Annotated in this window: 17 protein-coding genes; 7 read left to right on the top strand and 10 right to left on the bottom strand. The window is 67.0% G+C overall.

Annotated features, from left to right (window positions below):
• Positions 1–47 precede the first annotated feature (47 nt).
• Complete coding sequence (locus FDW84_RS09410) at positions 48–1,517, top strand: PucR family transcriptional regulator (RefSeq protein WP_138608802.1); 1,470 nt, start codon at positions 48–50, stop codon at positions 1,515–1,517.
• On the opposite strand, the gene FDW84_RS09405 is transcribed toward FDW84_RS09410, so the two are convergent.
• Positions 1,514–3,103: a CYTH and CHAD domain-containing protein gene (locus FDW84_RS09405; protein WP_138608800.1), complete on the bottom strand. Its 1,590-nt coding sequence runs from the start codon at positions 3,101–3,103 to the stop codon at positions 1,514–1,516. The two genes, FDW84_RS09410 and FDW84_RS09405, sit on opposite strands and share 4 nt — an antisense overlap.
• Positions 3,104–3,252: 149 nt before the next feature.
• Between FDW84_RS09405 and FDW84_RS09400 the strand changes: the two genes are divergently transcribed.
• The 3 genes from FDW84_RS09400 to FDW84_RS09390 all read left to right on the top strand — a co-directional run bounded on the left by FDW84_RS09400 (position 3,253) and on the right by FDW84_RS09390 (position 6,558).
• Positions 3,253–4,533 carry an MFS transporter gene (locus FDW84_RS09400; protein ID WP_138608798.1) on the top strand — a complete coding sequence of 427 codons (1,281 nt, stop codon included), beginning with the start codon at positions 3,253–3,255 and terminating at the stop codon, positions 4,531–4,533.
• A gap of 5 nt (positions 4,534–4,538) precedes the next feature.
• Positions 4,539–5,219, top strand: a complete 681-nt coding sequence (locus tag FDW84_RS09395; protein ID WP_138608795.1) for a FadR/GntR family transcriptional regulator — start codon at positions 4,539–4,541, stop codon at positions 5,217–5,219.
• Positions 5,220–5,301: 82 nt separating this feature from the next.
• Positions 5,302–6,558, top strand: coding sequence for an AI-2E family transporter (locus FDW84_RS09390; RefSeq protein WP_138608793.1), 1,257 nt, complete (start codon positions 5,302–5,304; stop codon positions 6,556–6,558).
• Positions 6,559–6,723: 165 nt separating this feature from the next.
• Here the strand turns inward: FDW84_RS09390 and FDW84_RS09385 are convergent, their stop codons facing one another.
• Positions 6,724–7,260, bottom strand: coding sequence for a hypothetical protein (locus tag FDW84_RS09385; RefSeq protein ID WP_138608791.1), 537 nt, complete (start codon positions 7,258–7,260; stop codon positions 6,724–6,726).
• A 149-nt stretch (positions 7,261–7,409) separates the two neighbouring features.
• On the opposite strand from FDW84_RS09385, the gene FDW84_RS09380 reads away from it, so the two are divergent.
• Genes FDW84_RS09380 through FDW84_RS19715 form a run of 3 tightly spaced genes read left to right on the top strand, consistent with a single transcriptional unit; the run spans position 7,410 to position 9,856 of the window.
• The gene (locus tag FDW84_RS09380) at positions 7,410–7,700 is read left to right on the top strand and encodes a hypothetical protein (RefSeq protein WP_138608789.1); all 291 of its coding nucleotides are present in this window, start codon (positions 7,410–7,412) and stop codon (positions 7,698–7,700) included.
• Between the two features lie 3 nt (positions 7,701–7,703).
• Positions 7,704–8,531 carry a DUF1206 domain-containing protein gene (locus tag FDW84_RS09375; protein ID WP_138608787.1) on the top strand — a complete coding sequence of 276 codons (828 nt, stop codon included), beginning with the start codon at positions 7,704–7,706 and terminating at the stop codon, positions 8,529–8,531.
• A 29-nt stretch (positions 8,532–8,560) separates the two neighbouring features.
• Positions 8,561–9,856, top strand: a complete 1,296-nt coding sequence (locus tag FDW84_RS19715) for an SRPBCC family protein (RefSeq protein ID WP_240721462.1) — start codon at positions 8,561–8,563, stop codon at positions 9,854–9,856.
• Positions 9,857–9,929: 73 nt separating this feature from the next.
• On the opposite strand, the gene FDW84_RS09365 is transcribed toward FDW84_RS19715, so the two are convergent.
• From FDW84_RS09365 to FDW84_RS09330, 8 genes are all read right to left on the bottom strand, one after another.
• On the bottom strand, positions 9,930–11,396 hold the full coding sequence (locus tag FDW84_RS09365; protein ID WP_138608785.1) for an FAD-dependent oxidoreductase: 1,467 nt from the start codon (positions 11,394–11,396) through the stop codon (positions 9,930–9,932).
• A 98-nt stretch (positions 11,397–11,494) separates the two neighbouring features.
• Entirely contained in the window at positions 11,495–12,769 is a 1,275-nt protein-coding gene (cobA, locus tag FDW84_RS09360) for a uroporphyrinogen-III C-methyltransferase (protein ID WP_138608783.1), read from the bottom strand.
• Positions 12,770–12,935: 166 nt separating this feature from the next.
• On the bottom strand, positions 12,936–13,400 hold the full coding sequence (locus FDW84_RS09355) for an SRPBCC family protein (protein ID WP_138608781.1): 465 nt from the start codon (positions 13,398–13,400) through the stop codon (positions 12,936–12,938).
• Positions 13,401–13,443: 43 nt separating this feature from the next.
• Positions 13,444–14,385 carry a PLP-dependent cysteine synthase family protein gene (locus tag FDW84_RS09350; RefSeq protein WP_138608779.1) on the bottom strand — a complete coding sequence of 314 codons (942 nt, stop codon included), beginning with the start codon at positions 14,383–14,385 and terminating at the stop codon, positions 13,444–13,446.
• 200 nt (positions 14,386–14,585) lie between these two features.
• The gene (locus FDW84_RS09345) at positions 14,586–15,533 is read right to left on the bottom strand and encodes an ABC transporter permease (protein WP_138608777.1); all 948 of its coding nucleotides are present in this window, start codon (positions 15,531–15,533) and stop codon (positions 14,586–14,588) included.
• Positions 15,523–16,248 carry an ABC transporter ATP-binding protein gene (locus FDW84_RS09340; RefSeq protein ID WP_138608775.1) on the bottom strand — a complete coding sequence of 242 codons (726 nt, stop codon included), beginning with the start codon at positions 16,246–16,248 and terminating at the stop codon, positions 15,523–15,525. Before FDW84_RS09340 ends, FDW84_RS09345 begins: the two co-directional genes overlap by 11 nt.
• A gap of 25 nt (positions 16,249–16,273) precedes the next feature.
• Positions 16,274–17,413 carry an ABC transporter substrate-binding protein gene (locus FDW84_RS09335; RefSeq protein WP_138609042.1) on the bottom strand — a complete coding sequence of 380 codons (1,140 nt, stop codon included), beginning with the start codon at positions 17,411–17,413 and terminating at the stop codon, positions 16,274–16,276.
• A 130-nt stretch (positions 17,414–17,543) separates the two neighbouring features.
• Positions 17,544–18,710: an RtcB family protein gene (locus FDW84_RS09330; protein WP_138608773.1), complete on the bottom strand. Its 1,167-nt coding sequence runs from the start codon at positions 18,708–18,710 to the stop codon at positions 17,544–17,546.
• Positions 18,711–18,779 lie beyond the last annotated feature (69 nt).

The raw sequence follows: 18,779 nt of genomic DNA, 5'->3' as shown, positions 1-18,779 counted from the left end.
CCTGCAACTTTTTAGTGCGCTTGTCCAGCTCCGTTTATCCTTGATCCATGGCCATTTCCCTCGCCGCCCTGCTGGGTGTGAACTCCCTGAAGCTGTCCAAGGCAGGGGTCGCCGAAACCACCTGGCACCAGGACATCAACTGGGTGGCAGTCACGGAGCTGGAGGATCCGCACCGGTTCATCAACGGCGGCGAACTGGTCCTCACCACCGGACTGCGGCTGCGGTCCGCACCTGAGCAACGGCGCTTCGTCCGGCAGGTGCAGCGGGCCGGCGCGGTGGGCATCGGGTTCGGCGTGGGGCTTTCCCATGACACCGTTCCGCCGGCCCTGCTCGCTGAGGCGAACCGGTGGGGCCTACCCGTGGTGGAGGTTCCCTACGAGACGCCGTTCATTGCGATCGGCAAGCTGGTGGCCGACGCCCAGTCCGCGGACCACTACGCCAAACTCGAAAAGCTGATCGCCGGGCACCAGGTGCTGGCCCGTGCACTGCTCACCGGCGGCGGGCTGGCCGAGCTGCTCAAGAACCTGGGCGGCATGCTGCGCACCGAGGTTGCCCTCAGCCAGTTCACTGCGCAGCTCTTCAACAGCAGCAGCGATGCGCCGTCCGCGGACACGTGGTCCTCCTACCCTGTCCCCACCGGCCGCCGCGACGCCTGCACGCTGTGGGTCCGGCAGCCCTTCGAGGACTCCGGCATTATCGGCTATGCCCAGAACCTGATCAGCGTGGAGCTGAACAACATGGTCAAGCAGCGCCAGGCCCAGCGTGCGCTGTGCGGACAGGTCCTTGAGGACGTCATCCATGGCGCTCTGGAAACCAGCGAGGCCCAGCGGCGCCTGGCGGGGGTCGGCGTGAACAGCACCCGGAAGAACGTGGTTCTGCTGGCGGTCTCCGCCGCGCACAACAAGGCGCTGGTCAGCACCTCCGTGCCGCGGGAGCTCGAAAACGCCGTGGCCGCAGTCGTGGGCAAGGACCTGGTGCTGGTGGTCAACGACGACGGCGGCCGCGCACCCGCGCTGGCCCGGAAACTGAGCGACCACCTGGCAGAGGCCGGTATCCACGCAACGATCGGCATTGGCGGGGCGTACACCAAGCCGAACGGGCTGCGGTGGAGCTACTTCGAGGCCCGGGACGCCGCAAGCCATGGACTGCCCGTCAATGAGCCCGAACGCCTGAGCCTGACGTCCCTGCTGCTGGCCAGCGAGGATGTGCCCCTGGCAGATATGGCCAGCGAGTCGTTGAACCCGCTTCGTACTTTCGACGCCGCGCACGGCTCAGAGCTTTTGGCCACGCTGGAGAGCTACCTGAACAACAACGGCTCCGTGGCCGCTGTGGCGGAAGAACTCACGCTGCACCGGAACACTGTTCGGTACCGGCTGGCGCAGATTACCGAGCTGACCGGGTACGACCCCGCGGTCACGGCCGACCGCGTCCAGCTCTGGCTTGCACTGGCCGTCGCCAGGTTGTCCTCGCGCCAGGGCAAGCAGCCGCCTTCGGCCGCCAAGTCGGGCAGGGACTAGATGATCCCGCGGCGCAGAAGGTCGCGGGATTTCTTCCGGGCTTTACGGTACTTCGCCTCGGCGCCCTTGATCAGCTCGTCCTGCCTTTGACGCAGCGCAGCGTACGCCTCCGCCGCGATTGGCTCGTTCTGGCCTGAATTCACACCGGCCAGCAGGTCCCGGGCTATGACGGCGTCATGGTAGTCACCCAGGATTTTCTGTTGCCGGTGCGCCGCCTTGGCCACCTTTTCCGCACGTTTGCCGTGCACCAGGGCGGCGGATTCGGCCACATGCCGGAGCCGCTTGGCGTCCTTCCGCACCTGGTGGAGGGCGTTCTCGTGGTCTGTTCCTTGCCGCGCGTGCGCTGCTGCCTTCTGCGAGCGCCGCAGGCGCCTGGCCGCCTTGTCCACGGCCTGGGAAGCAACCGCCCGCCCCGGCGCGGCCGCTTCGGGCCGGACTGGCGGGTTGTCCCGGAAATCCTCCAGTCCGTCCAGCAGGCGGAAGTAGCGGTCAGAGTTCAACGCCTCCTGGAGAAGCCGCGATCCGCCGTCGAACGCGGCGCCGGCTTTGCCCTCGACCCGCACCCTGGCGGCCTCGGTGCCTTCTCCCGGCGGGAGCTCATCAAGGTGACCGCGAAGGCGGTCCAGCAGGACCTCGGCGTCCCGGGGGCCGCCGAGCATCTGGCCCAGCCACTTCAGCTCATCCCGCAGCCTCCTGACCGGTCCGGCGGCATAGAGCTTCCGGTAGCCGGCAAGGACAGAACGGCTGCGCCTGGCCGCCGAACGCATATTGTGCACGGCGTCGGGCTCCTCCAGCCGGACCCCCGGGTCCTGGGCCATCATCTCCCCTATCTGGGCGCCCAGGTATGCAGTGACGACGGCGGTCGCCGGGGCTTTCTTGCCTGCCCGGAGGTCCGGGGTGCGTTCGCCCTGCGCTGCGCCGGAGTCCGTAGTTGCGCTGCCGGCTGCATCCCCCAGGGCCCGTGCCAGTTTGGAGGCATGTCCGGCGGGACGGGCACCGGCCTGGAAGAGCAGCTCCTCCGCCGGGGCGAAGAGGGCAGGTTCGCCGTGGACGAGTTCCAGTTCCCATTCCCGCCACTGCTGCTTTTCGCGGCCCCGTCCCTCGCTACCGCTCCCAGCCTGAAGCCGCTCAGCCGTGACCCGGTCATCGGCCAGGTCCGCCAGATGCACGCCGCCCTCGCCATAAAGGGAGTGGGTGGTGCGCTTGGTCTGCAGCCGTACCACCGGCGCCACTGCCGTTCCACGCAGGTACACCTGGAGGTGGGCCAGCAGGCTGTCCGGCACGACGTCGGGCTGGCCAAGCGGTGCATGCAACTCCTGCCGCTGCTGGGGTTCGGGCCCGGAGGCCGTTTCCAGGGGCGGCAGCTTCAGGTGCCAGCCGGCGTCAGTTCCACCCGTGCGCCGGCGAAGGGTGATCCGGCGGGACGCGAGGGCGTGGGTGTCCGTGTCGAAGTAGACGGCTTCGAGGCTTGCAGTATGGGCAGCACCCACCCGGGCCACACCGGGGAGTCCCGCCAGCGGAGGCACCACGGCGTCGTCATCGACCTCGTACTTCTTCTCGATCTCAAGTCCCTGCGAAGCCTTCACAGCCGTCCTTCCGCATCTGAGCATGCCGGCTCCGGATCCGCCGCTGGCGTCCGGGCATCCGCTGGCAGTCTATTCCCCGCTGCCGGGAAGCCGGGAGAGCTTCACCACAAAAGCCGAAACATCAAACATCTAACCTTTACGCTGAAGAGATGCCCGCCTCCTCCCCTTCTACTGCCACCGCGCCCGCTGTCTCCAGCCCCGCCCCGCCTGCCACTCCCGCGGCCGCCCCGAGGGAAGGAACACCGGCCAAGCCCCGTTCCGCCGTCGTCTTCGCTGTCATAGCCCTGGTGCTGATCGGACTGAACCTGCGGGCAGGCATCACCGGCGCCTCGGCACTGCTGCACGACCTGCAGGCGGTCCTCGGCTATGGGACGCTGGTGGCCGCGGTCATCCCGTCCATCCCCACCCTGTGTTTTGCGCTGGCAGGGGCCGCCACCTCCTGGCTGACGGGGCGGCTGGGCGTCGAGAAGGCAATCCTGGTGGCCCTCGCGCTGCTCGCCGGCGGACTCCTCCTGCGCGGCATCCCCGCCACGGGCATGCTGGTGGCCGGCAGCGTGGTGGGCATGTCTGGACTCGCCGTCTGCAACGTGGCCATGCCGTCCTTCATCCGGGAACACTTCGCGCACCGGACCTCGCTGATGACTGCCGTGTACACGGTAACCATGACCACGGGGGCCACGGTGACGGCCGTCGCCGTGGTGCCGCTGGCCCAGGCACTCGGTTCACCGTCCGCCGCCGTCGGGGCGATCGGCATTACCGCCGTCGCCGCGCTTGTGGGGTTCCTCCCCGTGGCACTGCACGCCCACCGCAACCGCCCCCGCTCGACCGCCGGCCACGTTTCGCCCTGGCCGCTGCTGCGCACCCGCAAGGGGACGCTCCTCACCGCGATCTTCACGCTCCAGGCCCTGCTTGCGTATGCGCTGCTGAGCTGGTTCCCCTACATGCTGACCACCATGGGGCTCAGCGCCTCCGAGAGCGGACTGATGTTCGGGCTGATGCAGCTCGTGTCCGTTCCGGCCGGCATGATGCTGATCGCCATCGGTTCCCGGGCACGGATGCTGCGGCCGGCCTTTTACCTGGTCAGCCTCACCATGGTGGTTGGGCTGGCACTGCTGCTGGTCCTGCCGGTGGGACTGGCCGCCATTCCTGCTGCCCTGCTGGGGTTCGGTTTGGGCATCTTCCCGCTGGTGATGGTGATGATCAGCCGGAGCGGGGCAAGCACGGCCGAGACGACGGCGCTGTCCACACTGGCCCAGTCCACCGGATACCTGCTCGCGACCGCCGGGCCGTTCGGGATGGGGCTGATCCATGACGCGTCCGGCGGGTGGACCCTGCCCCTGCTGCTGCTCCTCGCCCTGGCGGTGGTCCAGACGGTGGTTGCCCACCTGATCACGGGCAGGGCCATGACCGGCGCGGCAGGAGGGAAGTAGTACCCATGGCCCTGAGTCCCTCCTCCCGCCCGCCGCTGGCGGACGAGGTCACCGCAAAGCTGCGGTCCATGGTCCAGTCCGGCGAGTGGTCCCTGAACCAGCGCATTCCGTCCGAAACCGAGCTCGTCGCAGGCCTGGGCGTCTCGCGCGGCACCCTGCGCGAGGCCATCAAGGCCCTTGCCCACAGCGGCATCCTGGAAGTCCGCCGCGGTGACGGCACCTATGTCCGCGCCACGAGCGAGATTTCCGGGGCGGCCCGACGGATGTACCAGGACCATACTGAGGAGCACATTTTGGAAGTCCGGCTGGCCCTGGATACGCAGGCGGCGCGGCTGGCAGTGCGCAATGCAACGGCCGACGACGTCACGGCCCTGCGGGGGCTGCTCGCCTTCCGGGACCAGGCCTGGGGCGGCGAAGATTACGGGGCGTGGGCGCGGGCCGACTGGGAATTCCACGAACGGGTGGCCCAGGCATCCGGCAATCCCCTGCTGCACGAGCTCTATGCCAGTTTTGGGGCTGTGTTCCACCAGGACCTCCTCAGGCAGCAGCGCCGGCCGGGTTTCGATGGACGCCCGCACGAGGGGCACGACCTCCTGGTGGACGCCATTGAACGCCGGGACGCGGAGGCTGCAGTTGCCACGGTCAACCGGAACCTGAATTCCTGCGCGGAGTGGCTCGCAGCCTAATCGGTCAGTAGGCTTACTATCTGAGGTAGTCGTGCCTGCCCTCCACCCGGCGCGGCAGGCACGCCGACGATGAGGAGTTCCCATGGCGCGATCATCACGCGTGACCGAGCACGATGTAAGCCAAGAACAACCGCCGCCGGGAGCGGCGGGATCACCTGCTGCAGCCGCGGCCGCCGGACAGGCGGAACGCCATGGGCAGGGACAGGCGCCCGGTTCCGGTCCGGCCCGGAGGCCCCGGGAACCCAAGTCCCCCCGCGAGCTCTGGGGTGACGGCCTGGGCAGGGTCGGCATCCGCGCCGCCCAGATACTGCTGATCCTCACCGTGGCCGTGGTTTCGGTTTACGCGCTCATGCAGATCAAGCTCCTGGTCATCCCGATCCTGATAGCGCTGATCCTGGCCGCGGCCATCGGTCCGTTCGTCAACATGCTCCGGCGCCGGGGGCTCCGCGGAGGACTTGCTACCGGCATAGCCTTCATAGGCCTCCTGCTGGTGCTGGGTGGGGTATCCACCGTCATCTACTTCTCCGTCCGCAACCAGTGGGGCGAGCTGGCGGCCCAGGCTTCTTCCGGCCTCGACGAGCTGCAGCGGTTCCTGCTGACCGGGCCCATCCCCATTGACCAGGAGCAGATAAACCAGGCGAGGCAGGGTATCGCCGAATTTGCCACCAGCAGCCAGGTCCGCTCGGGCGCCATCACCGGACTTTCAGTGGTCACCGAGTTCATTGCCGGGGCCAGCCTTATGGTCGTCATCCTGTTCTTCTTCCTGAAGGATGGCGAAAAGATCTGGAACTTCTTCCTCCGCCCCTTCAGCGGCCCGCGTGAAGCGAAGCTGCGCCGGGTGGGAAGCCGCACCCTGGAGGTCCTCGGCGGCTACGTGCGCGGCACCGCCATCGTGGCCCTGGTGGACACCGTGGCCATCGGCACCGCGCTGCTGATCCTGCAGGTGCCCCTGGCCATCCCGCTGGCCATCATCGTATTCATCGGCGCCTTCATCCCGCTGGTTGGCGCAACCGTGGCGGGGATCCTGGCGGCCCTCGTGGCACTGGTGGCAAACGGGCCGGTTGTCGCCCTGATCGTGGTGGCGGTGGTCATTGCCGTCAACCAGCTCGAAGGCGACCTCCTGCAGCCGATCGTCATGGGCAAGTCGCTGCAGCTGCACGCCTTGGTGATCCTGATGGCCCTGACTGCCGGCACCATCCTGGCCGGCATCGTAGGCGCTGTGCTGTCCGTGCCGCTGGCCGCCGTCGCCTGGGCGATCATCCAGGTGTGGACCGCGGAGGACCCGAACCTGGAAGACATGAACCCGGACCTGCCTCCTGCCGGAACAAAACCAATCTAGCCACACGGAGTTTTGGTCCAGCTATGCAGACTTCCGGGACTTGGGAGTCCTGCATAGCTGGACAAATACTCCACCGGGAGGAACGTACGACGACGGTCCGGCACCTGGGTGCCGGACCGTCGTCGTACATTCTGCCCGTACCGCCGCAAGCGGCGGTTCGCGCCCCTAGGAGCGAAGGCCGGCCAGCACGTTCTTGGGACGCTGCATCTCGCCGTGCTTGGCCCCGAGGACAATCACCAGTCCGGCAAACGCCGGGATGACCCACTGCAGCGTCTTCAGCTGCTGCTGGGCCGCCTTGAGCTCTTCCGAGGATCCCGGCCGCGGCTCGGTGGCACCCTCGGCACCCTCACCCGCCAGCTTTTCAACCTTCTTGCCCAGGATGCCCGAGTAAAGGGTCACCGCTGCGCCGGCCACAGTGACAGCAGTCTTGATCACCGTGTCCCGGGCAACGCCCTCCTGCTTGGCGATGCGTTCCTTGTTCTCCAGGGCGATGGCAAGGTCCGCCACCAGGTGTGAGGCGAACGCCGCCGTCTGGAACGGGGCCCACTTCATCCAGCCCGCGCTTGAAAGCCGGGTCCGCTCGGAAGGGTCCTTGGCCGCTGCCGCGGCTCCGTTCAGGCCGATGGCACCCATGAGGGATCCGCCGAACCACGCTGCTGCCGTCAGATCGTGAACTGACCGGGCAAAGAGATTTCCTGCCATGATGTGCATTCCTAACGTTGAACTGGTGCCGAGATGCCGCTTGTGCGGACTTGCCGTGTCCATCAAGGTCATGGTCCGCCTATGGTAAGCACACTTACTAATGTTACGAAAGCCCGTCTTCCTGAAGTGGAACGCGTAATATCGTCGCCATGGGAATTACAGGGACTCTGTTCGGCTGGGCCTTCGGGGACCCGGCACGGGAACACGAAAGTGCGTACGTCAAAAACCTCCAGGCCGAGGCGCTGGCCAATGCGCGGGAGACAGCGAAGGCCAAGGGGGTGTCCGTGGTGGCTGACTCCCAGGTGTTTACCGTGCTCAGCGCAGACGATTCGCTCGTGGAACTCGACAACGCCCCCGGAAAGCTCGTGGTCCGCTGCACCGTGCACGTCGAGGGACCCGGCGCCGAGAAGCTGCGCGCCGAAGGGCCGATGAACGGCTGACCGATGTCCGACGGGGAATCCACTCTTAGCCAGGCCGCTGACGCGGTCGAGGAGGCATCCAACCACAAGGTCCTCGACGTCCTGGCGCGCGCGGGATTCGCCGTCATGGCCCTGCTCCACGTGATCATCGGTGCCATCGCCATCGCCGTTGCCTTCGGCCAGCCCGGGGAGGCGGAACCTACCGGGGCGATTGAACAGTTGGCCGCCAATGCATGGGGTCCGCTGGTGATGTGGGCCTGCGTCCTTGCATGTTTCGGCCTCGGTCTTTGGCAGGCGAGCGAAGCCACCCTGCGGATGCGGCGCGCTCCCCGCAAGGAACGGGTGGCCAAGCTGATTTCCTCGGGATTTCTGGCCATTGCCTACAGCAGCGTCGGGGTGAGCTTCGCCGGTTTCGCGGTCGGGCTGCGGGGCGACTCCAGCGAAAGCACCCGGGATTTCAGTGCCTCTCTGATGGCCACGCCTTGGGGACTGTGGGCCCTGGTGGCACTGGGCCTGACCATCGTGGGCATCGGCATCTACTTCGTGTGGAAGGGCGCGCGGCGGGGCTTTAAGGAAGAACTTTTCTACTTCGATGGCAGGCGGCGGGGCAGGATCATTGACGGCCTGGGCATTACCGGCCACATCGCCAAGGGCATCGCCCTGCTTCTTACCGGACTGCTGTTCGTCATCGCCGCTGCCAAGCACAACCCGGACGAATCCACCGGCCTCGACGGCAGCCTCAAAGCCCTCCGTGACCATCCCTGGGGGCCGTACCTGCTGGTCGCCATCGGGGCCGGGTTCATCGCCTACGGAATCTTCGCCCTGATCCGGTCGCGGTTCGGACGCATGTAGTTCCGCCTTTTGTGGGTAGGGGGTTAAGCATGAAGCAGCACGTGCCGAGTGAACAGAGAACGGACGACGGCGGCGGCTTGGCCGCGAACACAGCCTTGGGCATGCGGGGGGACCCGGCTCGTGCCGCCACGGAGGCCGCTGGCCGCGCCTTCGCGGGACTGTTCCGGCTCCTGAAGCTGGCACGGCCCGACCGCCCCATCCACCCGGACGGCGTGGGACTCTCCGGGGAGCTGGCGAGGACAGGTACCGGCCAGGAGCCAAGCGGAGTGGACTGGGTGGACACCCCGGGGCTGGACACCGTGCAGGCGAGGTTCTCCAGATCCGCGGGGCTGCCTCAGACCTTGCCGGACATCCTGGGCCTGGCCCTGCGGATCACCCCCGGTCCCGGTTCTTCCAGCGGCCGCCACGCAGCCAGCGGCAGCCCTGCCGACATCCTTTTCTCCTCCACCGGCTGGCGGCTGCCGGGCCGGTTCCTGCTCCAGCCAAAATTAGACGTCGCAAGCGCCACCCTGACAACCCTCATGCCGTACCGGGGGCCGAAAGGCCCAGTCCTCCTGGGGCTGCGGACCCTGGAGTTGCCCGAGGGGTCGCTGGCCTCAGGCGAATGGGTGCTCGGCCTATATTGGGCCAGGCTCACCGGTCCGTGGCACCAGTGCGGGGAGCTCCGCCTCCACGCAGGCCCCCACCCGGGCGACACTCCCCTGCGCTTCGACCCGCTGGCGAATCAGCTGCCCGGGTTGGAGGTTTACGCCTGGAGCCGCCGCCTCCGGGAGCCCTCCTACCTGGCAGCGCAGCGCAAGGTTCCTGCCGCCGTCGTACCTTCCACCCCAGCGGACCACACCACGGCCGGCCTTGCCGGCACAGCAGCAACAGAAAGGAAGACCATGGCAACCGTGTCCCAGGTGTTCAACTCCCCCGCGGCCGACGTCTGGCGCGTGATTGCCGACGGCTGGCTCTACTCCGGCTGGGTGGTGGGTGCCTCCCGGATCCGGGCGGTGGACGACCTCTGGCCGCACGCCGGTTCACGGCTGCACCATTCCGTGGGCGCTTGGCCCTTCCTGATCAATGACAGCACCAGCGTGACATCGGTGGAGCCCGAACGCTCGCTTGAGATTGTGGCGAGAGGGTGGCCGCTGGGGGAAGCCAAAGTGGCCATCACGCTGGAGGACCAGGGTGATACCTGCAAAGTCACCATTACCGAGGACGCCATCCGCGGCCCCGGCAAGCTGATGCCCAAGTTCCTCCTGGACCCCATGATCACCGTACGGAACCGTGAGACGCTCAAGCGGCTGGAACTCATGGCCGCAGGCGGTGCCGGTAAATAACCCGGGTTAACGGGAAGAAAGCCGGCAGCGCGGGAACTCCATCCCGCCCTGCCGGCTTTCTTAAAATTGTTCTTTAGACCTGGGCGGCAACGCCATCGCGGGAGATGTTGACCATGTCCTCGCGCGGTACCACCTTGATGCGCTCACGCTTGACCTCAACGCCGTGCGAACCGCCGGCCTCGGTGGCCGCTGCGCCGAGGGCGAGTTCGTGGGCGTCCAGGGCCAGCCAGCCTTCCCAGCTGGTGAACTTCACGCCGCGGGAGTCCAGCAGTTCGACGACGGCATCCTCCGCGGGAACGCTGGCCACCGGCAGGTTTTCCCGGTCTTCCAGCAGGTAAGTGACGGTCTCGAGGGCGTCGCCCTTGGTGTGCCCGATCAGGCCGACCGGTCCGCGCTTGATCCAGCCCGTGGCGTAGATGCCTGGCACGTGCGCGCCGGAGGCATCAAGGACGCGGCCGCCGTGGTTCGGGATGACACCCTTCTTGTGGTCGAATTCGATCTCCGGAAGAGCGGAACCGAAGTAGCCGATGGCGCGGTACACGGCCTGGACCGGATAGTCCACGTACTCGCCGGTGCCGCGGGCGTTGCCCGTGCCGTCCAGCTCGGTGCGCTCGAACTTGATGCCGGCCACCTTGCCCGGAGTCTCGGCGTCGTCATAGATCGCCACCGGGCTGTGCAGGAAGTGCAGGTGCAGGCGGCGGGAAGCCTTCAGCTCGGAAAGATCCTCGGGCTGCTCCGCGATCCAGTTGGTGAGGGTACCCACCATCGTCTTGGTCTGGTTGTTGGTCTGGATTTGGCGGTCCGATTCCTCATCGAACTCGAAATCCTCCGGGTACAGGATGATGTCCACGTCCTTGGAGTGGGACAGTTCGCGCAGCTCCAGCGGGGTGAACTTGACCTGGGCGGGGCCGCGGCGGCCGAAGACGTGCACGTCGGTGACGGGCGAGGCCTTCAGTCCGGCGTAGACATTGTCCGGGATTTCGGTGGTGACCAGGTCATCGGCGTGCTTGGACAGGACGCGGGCCACGTCCAGGGCCACGTTGCCGTTGCCGATCACGGCGATTTCCTTGGCGTCCAGCGGCCATTCGCGGGGAACGTCCGGGTGGCCGTCGTACCAGGAGACAAAGTCTGCGCCGCCGAAGGAACCCTCAAGCTCAATGCCGGGGATGTTCAGGTCCGCGTCCTTGATGGCGCCGGTGGCGAAGATCACGGCGTCGTAGTGCGTGCGCAGGTCCTCGATGGTGAGGTCCGTGCCGTAGTCCACGTTGCCGAAGAAGCGGATGTCGCCGCGGTCCAGGACCTTGTGCAGGGCGTTGACGATGCCCTTGATGCGGGGGTGGTCCGGGGCCACGCCGTAGCGGATCAGGCCGTAGGGTGCCGGGTAGCGGTCGAACAGGTCGATGCTCACGGTCAGCTCGCCGCTCTTGACAGCTTCGCTCTTGGTGAGGATGTCGGCGGCATAGACGCCGGCCGGGCCGGAGCCCACAACGGCGACGCGCAGCGGACGTTCGGCAGAACCTACGGGAGTGCTTGATGACACGGCTGTGTTCCTTTTTCTTCGTTCCGTCCCAACTAAGTAGCAGTTGATGTCGTTCTGAGGGCTTATAACAACATCTGCTGCTACCTGGTTGGGTGGGGCTAGTTGGTGAGGACTCGGGGCTTGGTGGTGCGGGGCTTGTTCGGTGTGGTGGTGCCGTAGTCAGCGGTTTTGAAGTGCGACGGCGCGAACGGGCTCACGCGCACCACGTCACCGATGACAATCACTGCGGGATTTGCGACGCCGGCAGCCTGGGCCTGGTCGGCGATGGAACCGAGCGTGCCAATCGTGACGCGCTGGTCCGGCAAATAGCCGTTCTCTACGATACCAACCGGCGTGTCACCGGGCAGGCCGGCTTCGCCCAGCGCGGACGCGGACTCACGAAGCTGCCCGACGCCCATCAGCAGGACGATGGTGTGGTCCGGTCGGGCCGGCACTTCGGACAGTTCTTCATGGCCGGTGACCACGCTGAAGCCCTTGGCCAGGCCCCGGTGGGTAACGGGAATGCCGGCGGCGGCCGGGACGGAAATTGCGGACGTGACGCCGGAGACGACTTCGACCTCGACGCCGCGCTGGCGGCAGTATTCGGCTTCCTCGCCGCCCCGGCCCAGGACGTAGGGGTCGCCGCCCTTGAGCCGGACCACGCGGTGACCGTTTAGGGCTTCTTCGACCAGGATCCGGTTGATTTCCGCCTGCGGCACTGGATGGTGGCCGGGCGTCTTGCCAACCTCGATGACGCGGACGTCCGGCGCCAGTTCGTTCAGGAGTTCGCGTGGGCCGAGGCGGTCGGCAACAACGACGTCGGCCTGGCCCAGGAGACGGCGGCCGCGGACGGTGATGAGGCCCGTGTCGCCGGGACCGCCGCCCACCAGGGCAACGGAGCCGCTGCGGGCGGCGCGGCGGCGGCGCAACGGAAGGTCGCCCGTTTCCAGGGCGGTAGCAACGGCGTCGCGCACTGCCATGGCTCGGCGCGGGTCTCCCCCGGCGTTCACTGCGATCTTGACGTCATCCACTTCGGCAACAGCCGGGGTCCATGCAGCGGAGGCTTCATGGTCCGAGGCGTTGACGCACCAGACGCGCTGCGCCTCGGCGTCGGCGGAGACCTGGGCATCCACCGCAGGATCACCGGTGGCGGTCTGGACGAACCAGATGCCGTCGACGTCCTGTGAAAGGTACGGGCGCTGCTGCCAGGTGACGAGGCCGGCGTCGGACATGTCCTTCAGCGCGGGCGAGGCAACCGGAGCCACGACGGTGACCACTGCACCTGCGTCGAGCAGTCCCTTGGCTCGGCGGGCAGCCACGGGGCCGCCGCCCACCACCAGCACGGGACGGCCGAGCAGCCGCAGAGCTGTGGGGTAGATATCCTGAATTGCCATGAATCAACGGTATGGCCGCGTCACAATCGCCCCCAAAGGCCGAGCAACACCAGTTCACGCAAGGTAACGCTGCGTCACATAGACAACCGCCCGCCGTCGTGCTCCAAACCGGGGCACTTTGGCGGGAAGTGCGGCGGGGTTGCCCTGGGCAGCCGGCGCGTCCGAGTCAAAGTGCCCCGCTTCGGCTGCTGGCAGCGGCAAGGAACCGGCCACGCTCCCGGATCAGCCGCTGCAGGTACCGGCGCAGGACAAGCTTCTCGGCTGCGCGGCCAAGGAAGCCGAACGGCGCCGTAAATTCAACCTGGTCAGTCATGATGCTGCCGCCGGCCGTGGCTGCAAACCCGTGGATGTGGCGGAAGGACTTGAACGGGCCCCGGACCTGCTCGTCCACGAAGCTTCTGGGGTAGTCAAAGTGGGTGATGCGGCTGGTCATGGTGAGCGCCAGCCCGAAGTGCCGGGCCCGCCACGTGACCTCCTGGCCGTGCCCGATCAACCCCGACGTCACACCGGCCACTGCCCGCTCCCCCGATCCCTTCTGGGAATCCAGGTGCAGGTCAACGCTGCGGGCCAGGTCGAAGAGCCGCTCCGGCGGAACGCCGGACTCAGTGCGGCACACAAAGCTCACGGTCATGGCGCCAGTCTTTCAGACCCACAGGGCGGGCGAACACCTCTCGCTATCCGTACAGGCCAGTGCTGAGATAGCGGAAGCCGGAGTCAACCATGATGGTGGCGACAGTTGCGTCCGGACCCAGCTGTTCGGCTACGCGCAGCGCCGCGACAACATTCCCTCCTGAGGACGTGCCGGCAAAGATCCCTTCCTCCCGGGCAAGGCGGCGGCTCATCGCCATCGCATCCTCGGAAGAGACCACTTCTATGGCATCCACCTCCTCCGGTTCCCATAACGGCGGTGTGAAACCGATCCCGATTCCTTCTATCCGGTGGGAGCCGGTGGGCCCCCCTGATAGCACGGACGACTCAGCCGGCTCGACGGCGACGACCCTCAGCGCAGGCAGGTGCCGGCGCAGGGCGCGGGCCGCGCCGTGGATGGAATGGGCCGTGCCGACAGACTGGACGAAGGCGTCCACCCGGCCATTCGACTGCTGCCAGATTTCCTCGCCCAGGGCCAGGTAGCCGGTGATGGCGTCGCGGTTGTTGAGCTGGTCGCAGGCCCAGTGGCCCGGTTTCGCGCTTAGCTCACCTGCGCGGACGATCATCGCCTTGATCAGGCTTTCAGTGATGCGCCCACGGTCACTGGGCACGTCCTCGACCGTTGCCCCCAAGGCCTCCATGGTGCGGCGCTTCTCGTCGCTGAAAGCGTCCGAGAAAACGACGTGCAGCCCGTAGCCCTTGGCCGCGCAGGCCAACGCGAGCGAGATTCCTGTTGTCCCGGCGGTGTACTCGACCACGGTGTCGCCTGGGCTGATATCACCGCGGGTTTCTGCGGCTTCGACCGCAGCCACGGCCATCCTGTCCTTCATGCTTCCGGTAGGGTTGGCGAACTCCAGCTTCGCCAGCACCCGCGCTGACCCCTGCGGCACCACTTTCCGCAGCTCGACCAACGGGGTGGAACCGATCCCCGCCAGGACTCCTTCGCTTGCCTCCGCTGCCCGCTTCATGTGCCCGCCTCGAACTCAGCGTCCGCCCGGTCTCGGGAGAGTTACCGGATGACCTTCAAGGTATACCCCCGCTGGATCGGGGCACCAGTGGCGGGGGGCAGGGCCGGGCAGTCATCAGTCACGCATAGGGGTCGGGCCGGACACAGCAAAGCCCGACGGCGGGAGGTCGCCGTCGGGCTTTGGCTGTCACGATGAAAGCGCTACCGGGTGCTGCCCGCCAACAGGCCACGGCGGCGCAGGAGGCGCTTCTCGATGGGCCCGAACACCAGCAGTTCGATCAGGATGCCGACGGCGAGGATCAGCAGGATTGCCGACATCACCACCGTCATGTCGGAGAGGATGCGGCCCTGGTCCAGCAGCGAGCCCAGGCCGAAGCCGATGGTGCCGCCCACGGCGATGATCTCCGCGGCCATGAGCGAACGCCATGAGAAGGCCCAGCCCTGCTTCAGCCCGCCCAGGTAGCCGGGCAGCGCGGCCGGGAGGATGACCTGCAGCGCCATCTGCAGCCGCGAGGCGCCCAGCACTGTCCCCACCCGGCGGTACTGCGGCGGAATCTGGTCCACTCCCGAGATGAGTCCGTTGATGATGGAGGGGATGGCGCCCATGAACACCACGAAGTACACGGTGGCGTCGGTGAGGCCGAACCAGATGATGGCCGCGGGCACCCAGGCGACGGAAGGCAGCACCTGCAGGCCGGAAATCAAAGGGCCGAAGGCGCGGCGCAGCGGAGCAACCTGGGCCAGCAGCAGGCCGACCGGCGTAGCGATCGCCACCGAAATCAGGAACCCCACCAGCCCGCGCTGCAGGGATGTCCACACGGCTTCTTGGAGTTTGCCCTCGTTCCAGAGGACGCCCATCTGGGTGGACACGTCGAGCGGACCGGGCACCAGGTCGCGGCGCTTCACCCCGAGCGAGACGTAGAACTGCCAGGCCAGGATCAGGACCGCCAGGGCAGCGATCGGCAGCAGGATTCGGCTCCACTCGATCCGGTGCCTGCGCTCGGCGTCCGACTGGAGCGAGTCCAGCCCGGACTCGAGTTCCCGCAGGTCCTCCTTGCCCGTGGAGGTGCGGGTCAGGGCAGCATGGATGTGCCGGGTTTCGGCGGACTCGGACGGCGCTTCCGCAAGGGGCGTGGGATTACTTGGCATGGCGGCGAATCTCCTCCCGCAGCCGGGCGGTGATGACCCCGGTCAGCTGGCCGGCGAGTCCGGCGTCGGTTCGATGTTCCTCGGTGACGGCCCATTCCTGGACCACGCGGCCGGGCCGGGAAGACAGCAGCAGGACGCGCTGGCCCAGCCGGACCGCTTCGCGCACGTTGTGGGTGACGAAGACGATGGTGCGGCCGGTTTCCTTCCAGATCCGCTCCAGCTCGTCATGCAGCAGGTCACGGGTGATGGCGTCCAGCGCCGCGAACGGCTCATCCATGAGCAGCAGCTGCCGGTCCTGGGCCAACGACCGGGCGAGCGAAACGCGCTGGCGCATGCCGCCGGACAGCTCGTGCGGGCGCTTGTCCCCCGCGGTACCCAGATGGACCAGCTCCAGCAGATCCTGCGCCTTGGCCCGGCGTTCGGACTTGCCGACGCCCCGGAGCTTCAGGGCCAGTTCGATGTTCTCCCGGGCGGTGAGCCAGGGAAACAGGGCGGCGTCCTGGAACATGAAGGCTGCACCATCGCTGGGTACTTCCAGGGCGCCCGACGTCGGCGCTTCCAGTCCCGCGATGATGTTCAGCAGGGTGGACTTGCCGCAGCCGGACGCACCGAGGAGGGCAACGAACTCGCCCTTCGCGATGTTGGCGTTGACGTCGTCCAGTACCGGGGCGCCGTCGCCGAAGCGCTTGCCCAGGTGTTCCAGTACGACTGGCATGGTGCCGTCCTTAGGTAGTGGTTGGTCAGTCCAGGCCGAGGCCGGCCGCGGAAATCTTGTCGGTGCTGCCGGCGCCCGCGGTGACCGTGTTCAGCGAGCGGAGGTCAAAGAGCCCGTTGAGGTCGGCCTGCCTGGTGGTGCCGGCTTTAACGCCGTCCTGCAGTAGCCGCGGGTACCCTCCGGCCAGCGGGTCGAGGGTGAAGGTGATGTTGGCCAGCGAGCGCGCCAGGACGTCATCAGCCAGTGCGGCACCGGCGGACTCCTGCAAGGCGGCGTTGATGACACCGGCCTTCTGTTCTGCAGGGGCCTCATTCAGCCAGGCCACCGACTTGGCGTGCCCGGCCAGGAGTGCCTTGACGGTTTCCGGATGGTCCGCAGCGAACTTCTGGTTTACGATCAGGACCGTGGTGGGGAACTCAAGGGGTTTGCCGGTTTCGGCACCGTCCCACAGGTCCTTTTCGTCCACCAGCACCTTCGCTCCGGCCTGGAGCACCAGACGGGACGCCCACGGCTCGGGCAGCCAGGCGCCGTCGAGCTTTCCGTCCTGGAACAGCTTCAGCGACTGGGCGTTCTCGGTGGGATTGATGTTGACGTCGCCGCTGCCGTCCACGTTGGTCTTGTATCCCTGGTCCGCGAGCCACGCCCGCAGGGCTACGTCCTGCGTGCCGCCGAGCTGCGGCGAGGCAAGGGTCTTTCCCTCAAGGTCGGTGGCGGAGGTGATCTCCGGCTTCACCACCAGCTGGGCCCCGCCGGCGGCGGCACCGGCAATGATCCTGACGGACTCACCCTGGCTCTTGACGAAAGAGTTGATGGCCGGGTTGGGGCCGATGTAGGCGGCGTCGATTGCGCCTGCGTTCAGCGCCTCGATGGCAGCGGGTCCGGCGTTGAATGTCTCTGTGCTCAGGGCGGTTTTCCCCAACGCTTCGGCAAGGAGACCTTCTTTTATGCCCACCAGGGCTGGCGCATGCGTGACATTGCCGAAGTAGCCGAGCTTGAGCTCGGCAGCGGGGGTGGGCTCAGCCGCCTGGGCCTCTGTGTTACGCGAAACAGTGGATGCCACCATGGCGCCCACGGCAATCAGCAAAACCAGCCCGATGGCCAAGGCAGCCTCGATGGCACGCTTGCGCTTGGGGACCGCGCTTTCGCCTGCCACGATGCGGGTCATCCCGGGCTTGGAACTTGTCATTGTTTCACCATAGGGAGTGGCCCAAACCCGTTCAATGAAGCGGAAACGGGGGGTCACGCTGGTTCATCTAGCGTCACATTTGGACGCAGGACTGCCTCGGTACGGCGGTTCAGTTGCCCTTCACATTGACCAGCTGCCGCAGCTTGTGCCTCACGCTCACCAGGTCCGCGGCATCCTGCATTACCTGGTCAATCGGCTTGTAGGCGGCGGGAATCTCGTCGATAAAAGCCTCCGAGGCACGGAATTCGATCCCCCGCATTGCCCGCTTCAGCTCCTCCAGCGTGAACGCCTTCCGGGCTGCGTTGCGCGAGTACTCCCGGCCCGCACCATGGGGCGATGAGTTCAGGGACGCCGCGTTGCCGCGGCCTTCCACCACATACGACGCCGTCCCCATGGATCCGGGAATCAGTCCGGGATCGCCGGGCTCGGCTTTGATGGCCCCCTTCCGGGACACCCACACGGACTTGCCGTAGTGCGTCTCCTGCTGGGTGAAGTTGTGGTGGCAGTTGATCCGCTCCAGCTCCTGCACCGGCCCGCCCACCCAGCGGGCGAACTGGGCCCGCACCCGGTCCATCATTTCTTCGCGGTTGAGCAGGGCGAAGTGCTGGGCCCAGCGCAGCTCGGCGATGTAGCGGTCGAACTGAGGCGTGCCCTCGTCGAGGTAGGCGAGGTCCGGGTCGGGGAGGTAGATTTGGTTTTTGCGGGTGACGTGCTGGGCGACTCCGATGTGGTGCTGGGCAATCTTGTTGCCGATGCCCCGGGAGCCGGAGTGCAGGAACAGCCATACTGCGTCGGCTTCGTCCGCGCAGATTTCGATGAAATGGTTGCCTGAGCCCAGGGATCCCAGCTGCAGCTCCCACTGGCTCACGTACTGCGCCGGATTGAACCCGGACTTCGCAGCCAGCTGCTTCAGCTCCGCGATCCGTGCCACGGCGGTGGGCAGGATCTTCTTGTTGTTGTGGCCCGCCGACAGCGGAATGGCGCGCTCAATGTCCTCCCGGATCCGTTTCCGGTCCTTCGGGAGGTCGCTGGCCGAGTACTGGGTCCGGACGGCGATCATGCCACAGCCGATGTCCACCCCTACGGCCGCCGGGATGATGGCGCGCAGCGTGGGAATGACCGAGCCCACGGTGGCGCCCTTGCCCAGGTGCGCATCCGGCATCAGGGCCAGGTGCGGGTAGATGAAGGGCAGGCTTGCCGTCTTGACGGCCTGCTCGCGGGTCTGGCTGTCGAGGATGGACGCCCAGTTCAACAGCTTCGGGCTGATCGTTTCCATGCGGTGCCTCCCACGGGGCCGGGAACTAACGTGGTTCCTAGGCTAACCGGCAGAGCACCAAGGTTTCAT

The organism is Pseudarthrobacter sp. NamE5 (genome assembly GCF_005796225.1).
GTDB lineage: Bacteria > Actinomycetota > Actinomycetes > Actinomycetales > Micrococcaceae > Arthrobacter.
Note: the sequence above shows the minus strand (reverse complement) of the source record. Positions and strands in the feature narration are given on the sequence as shown.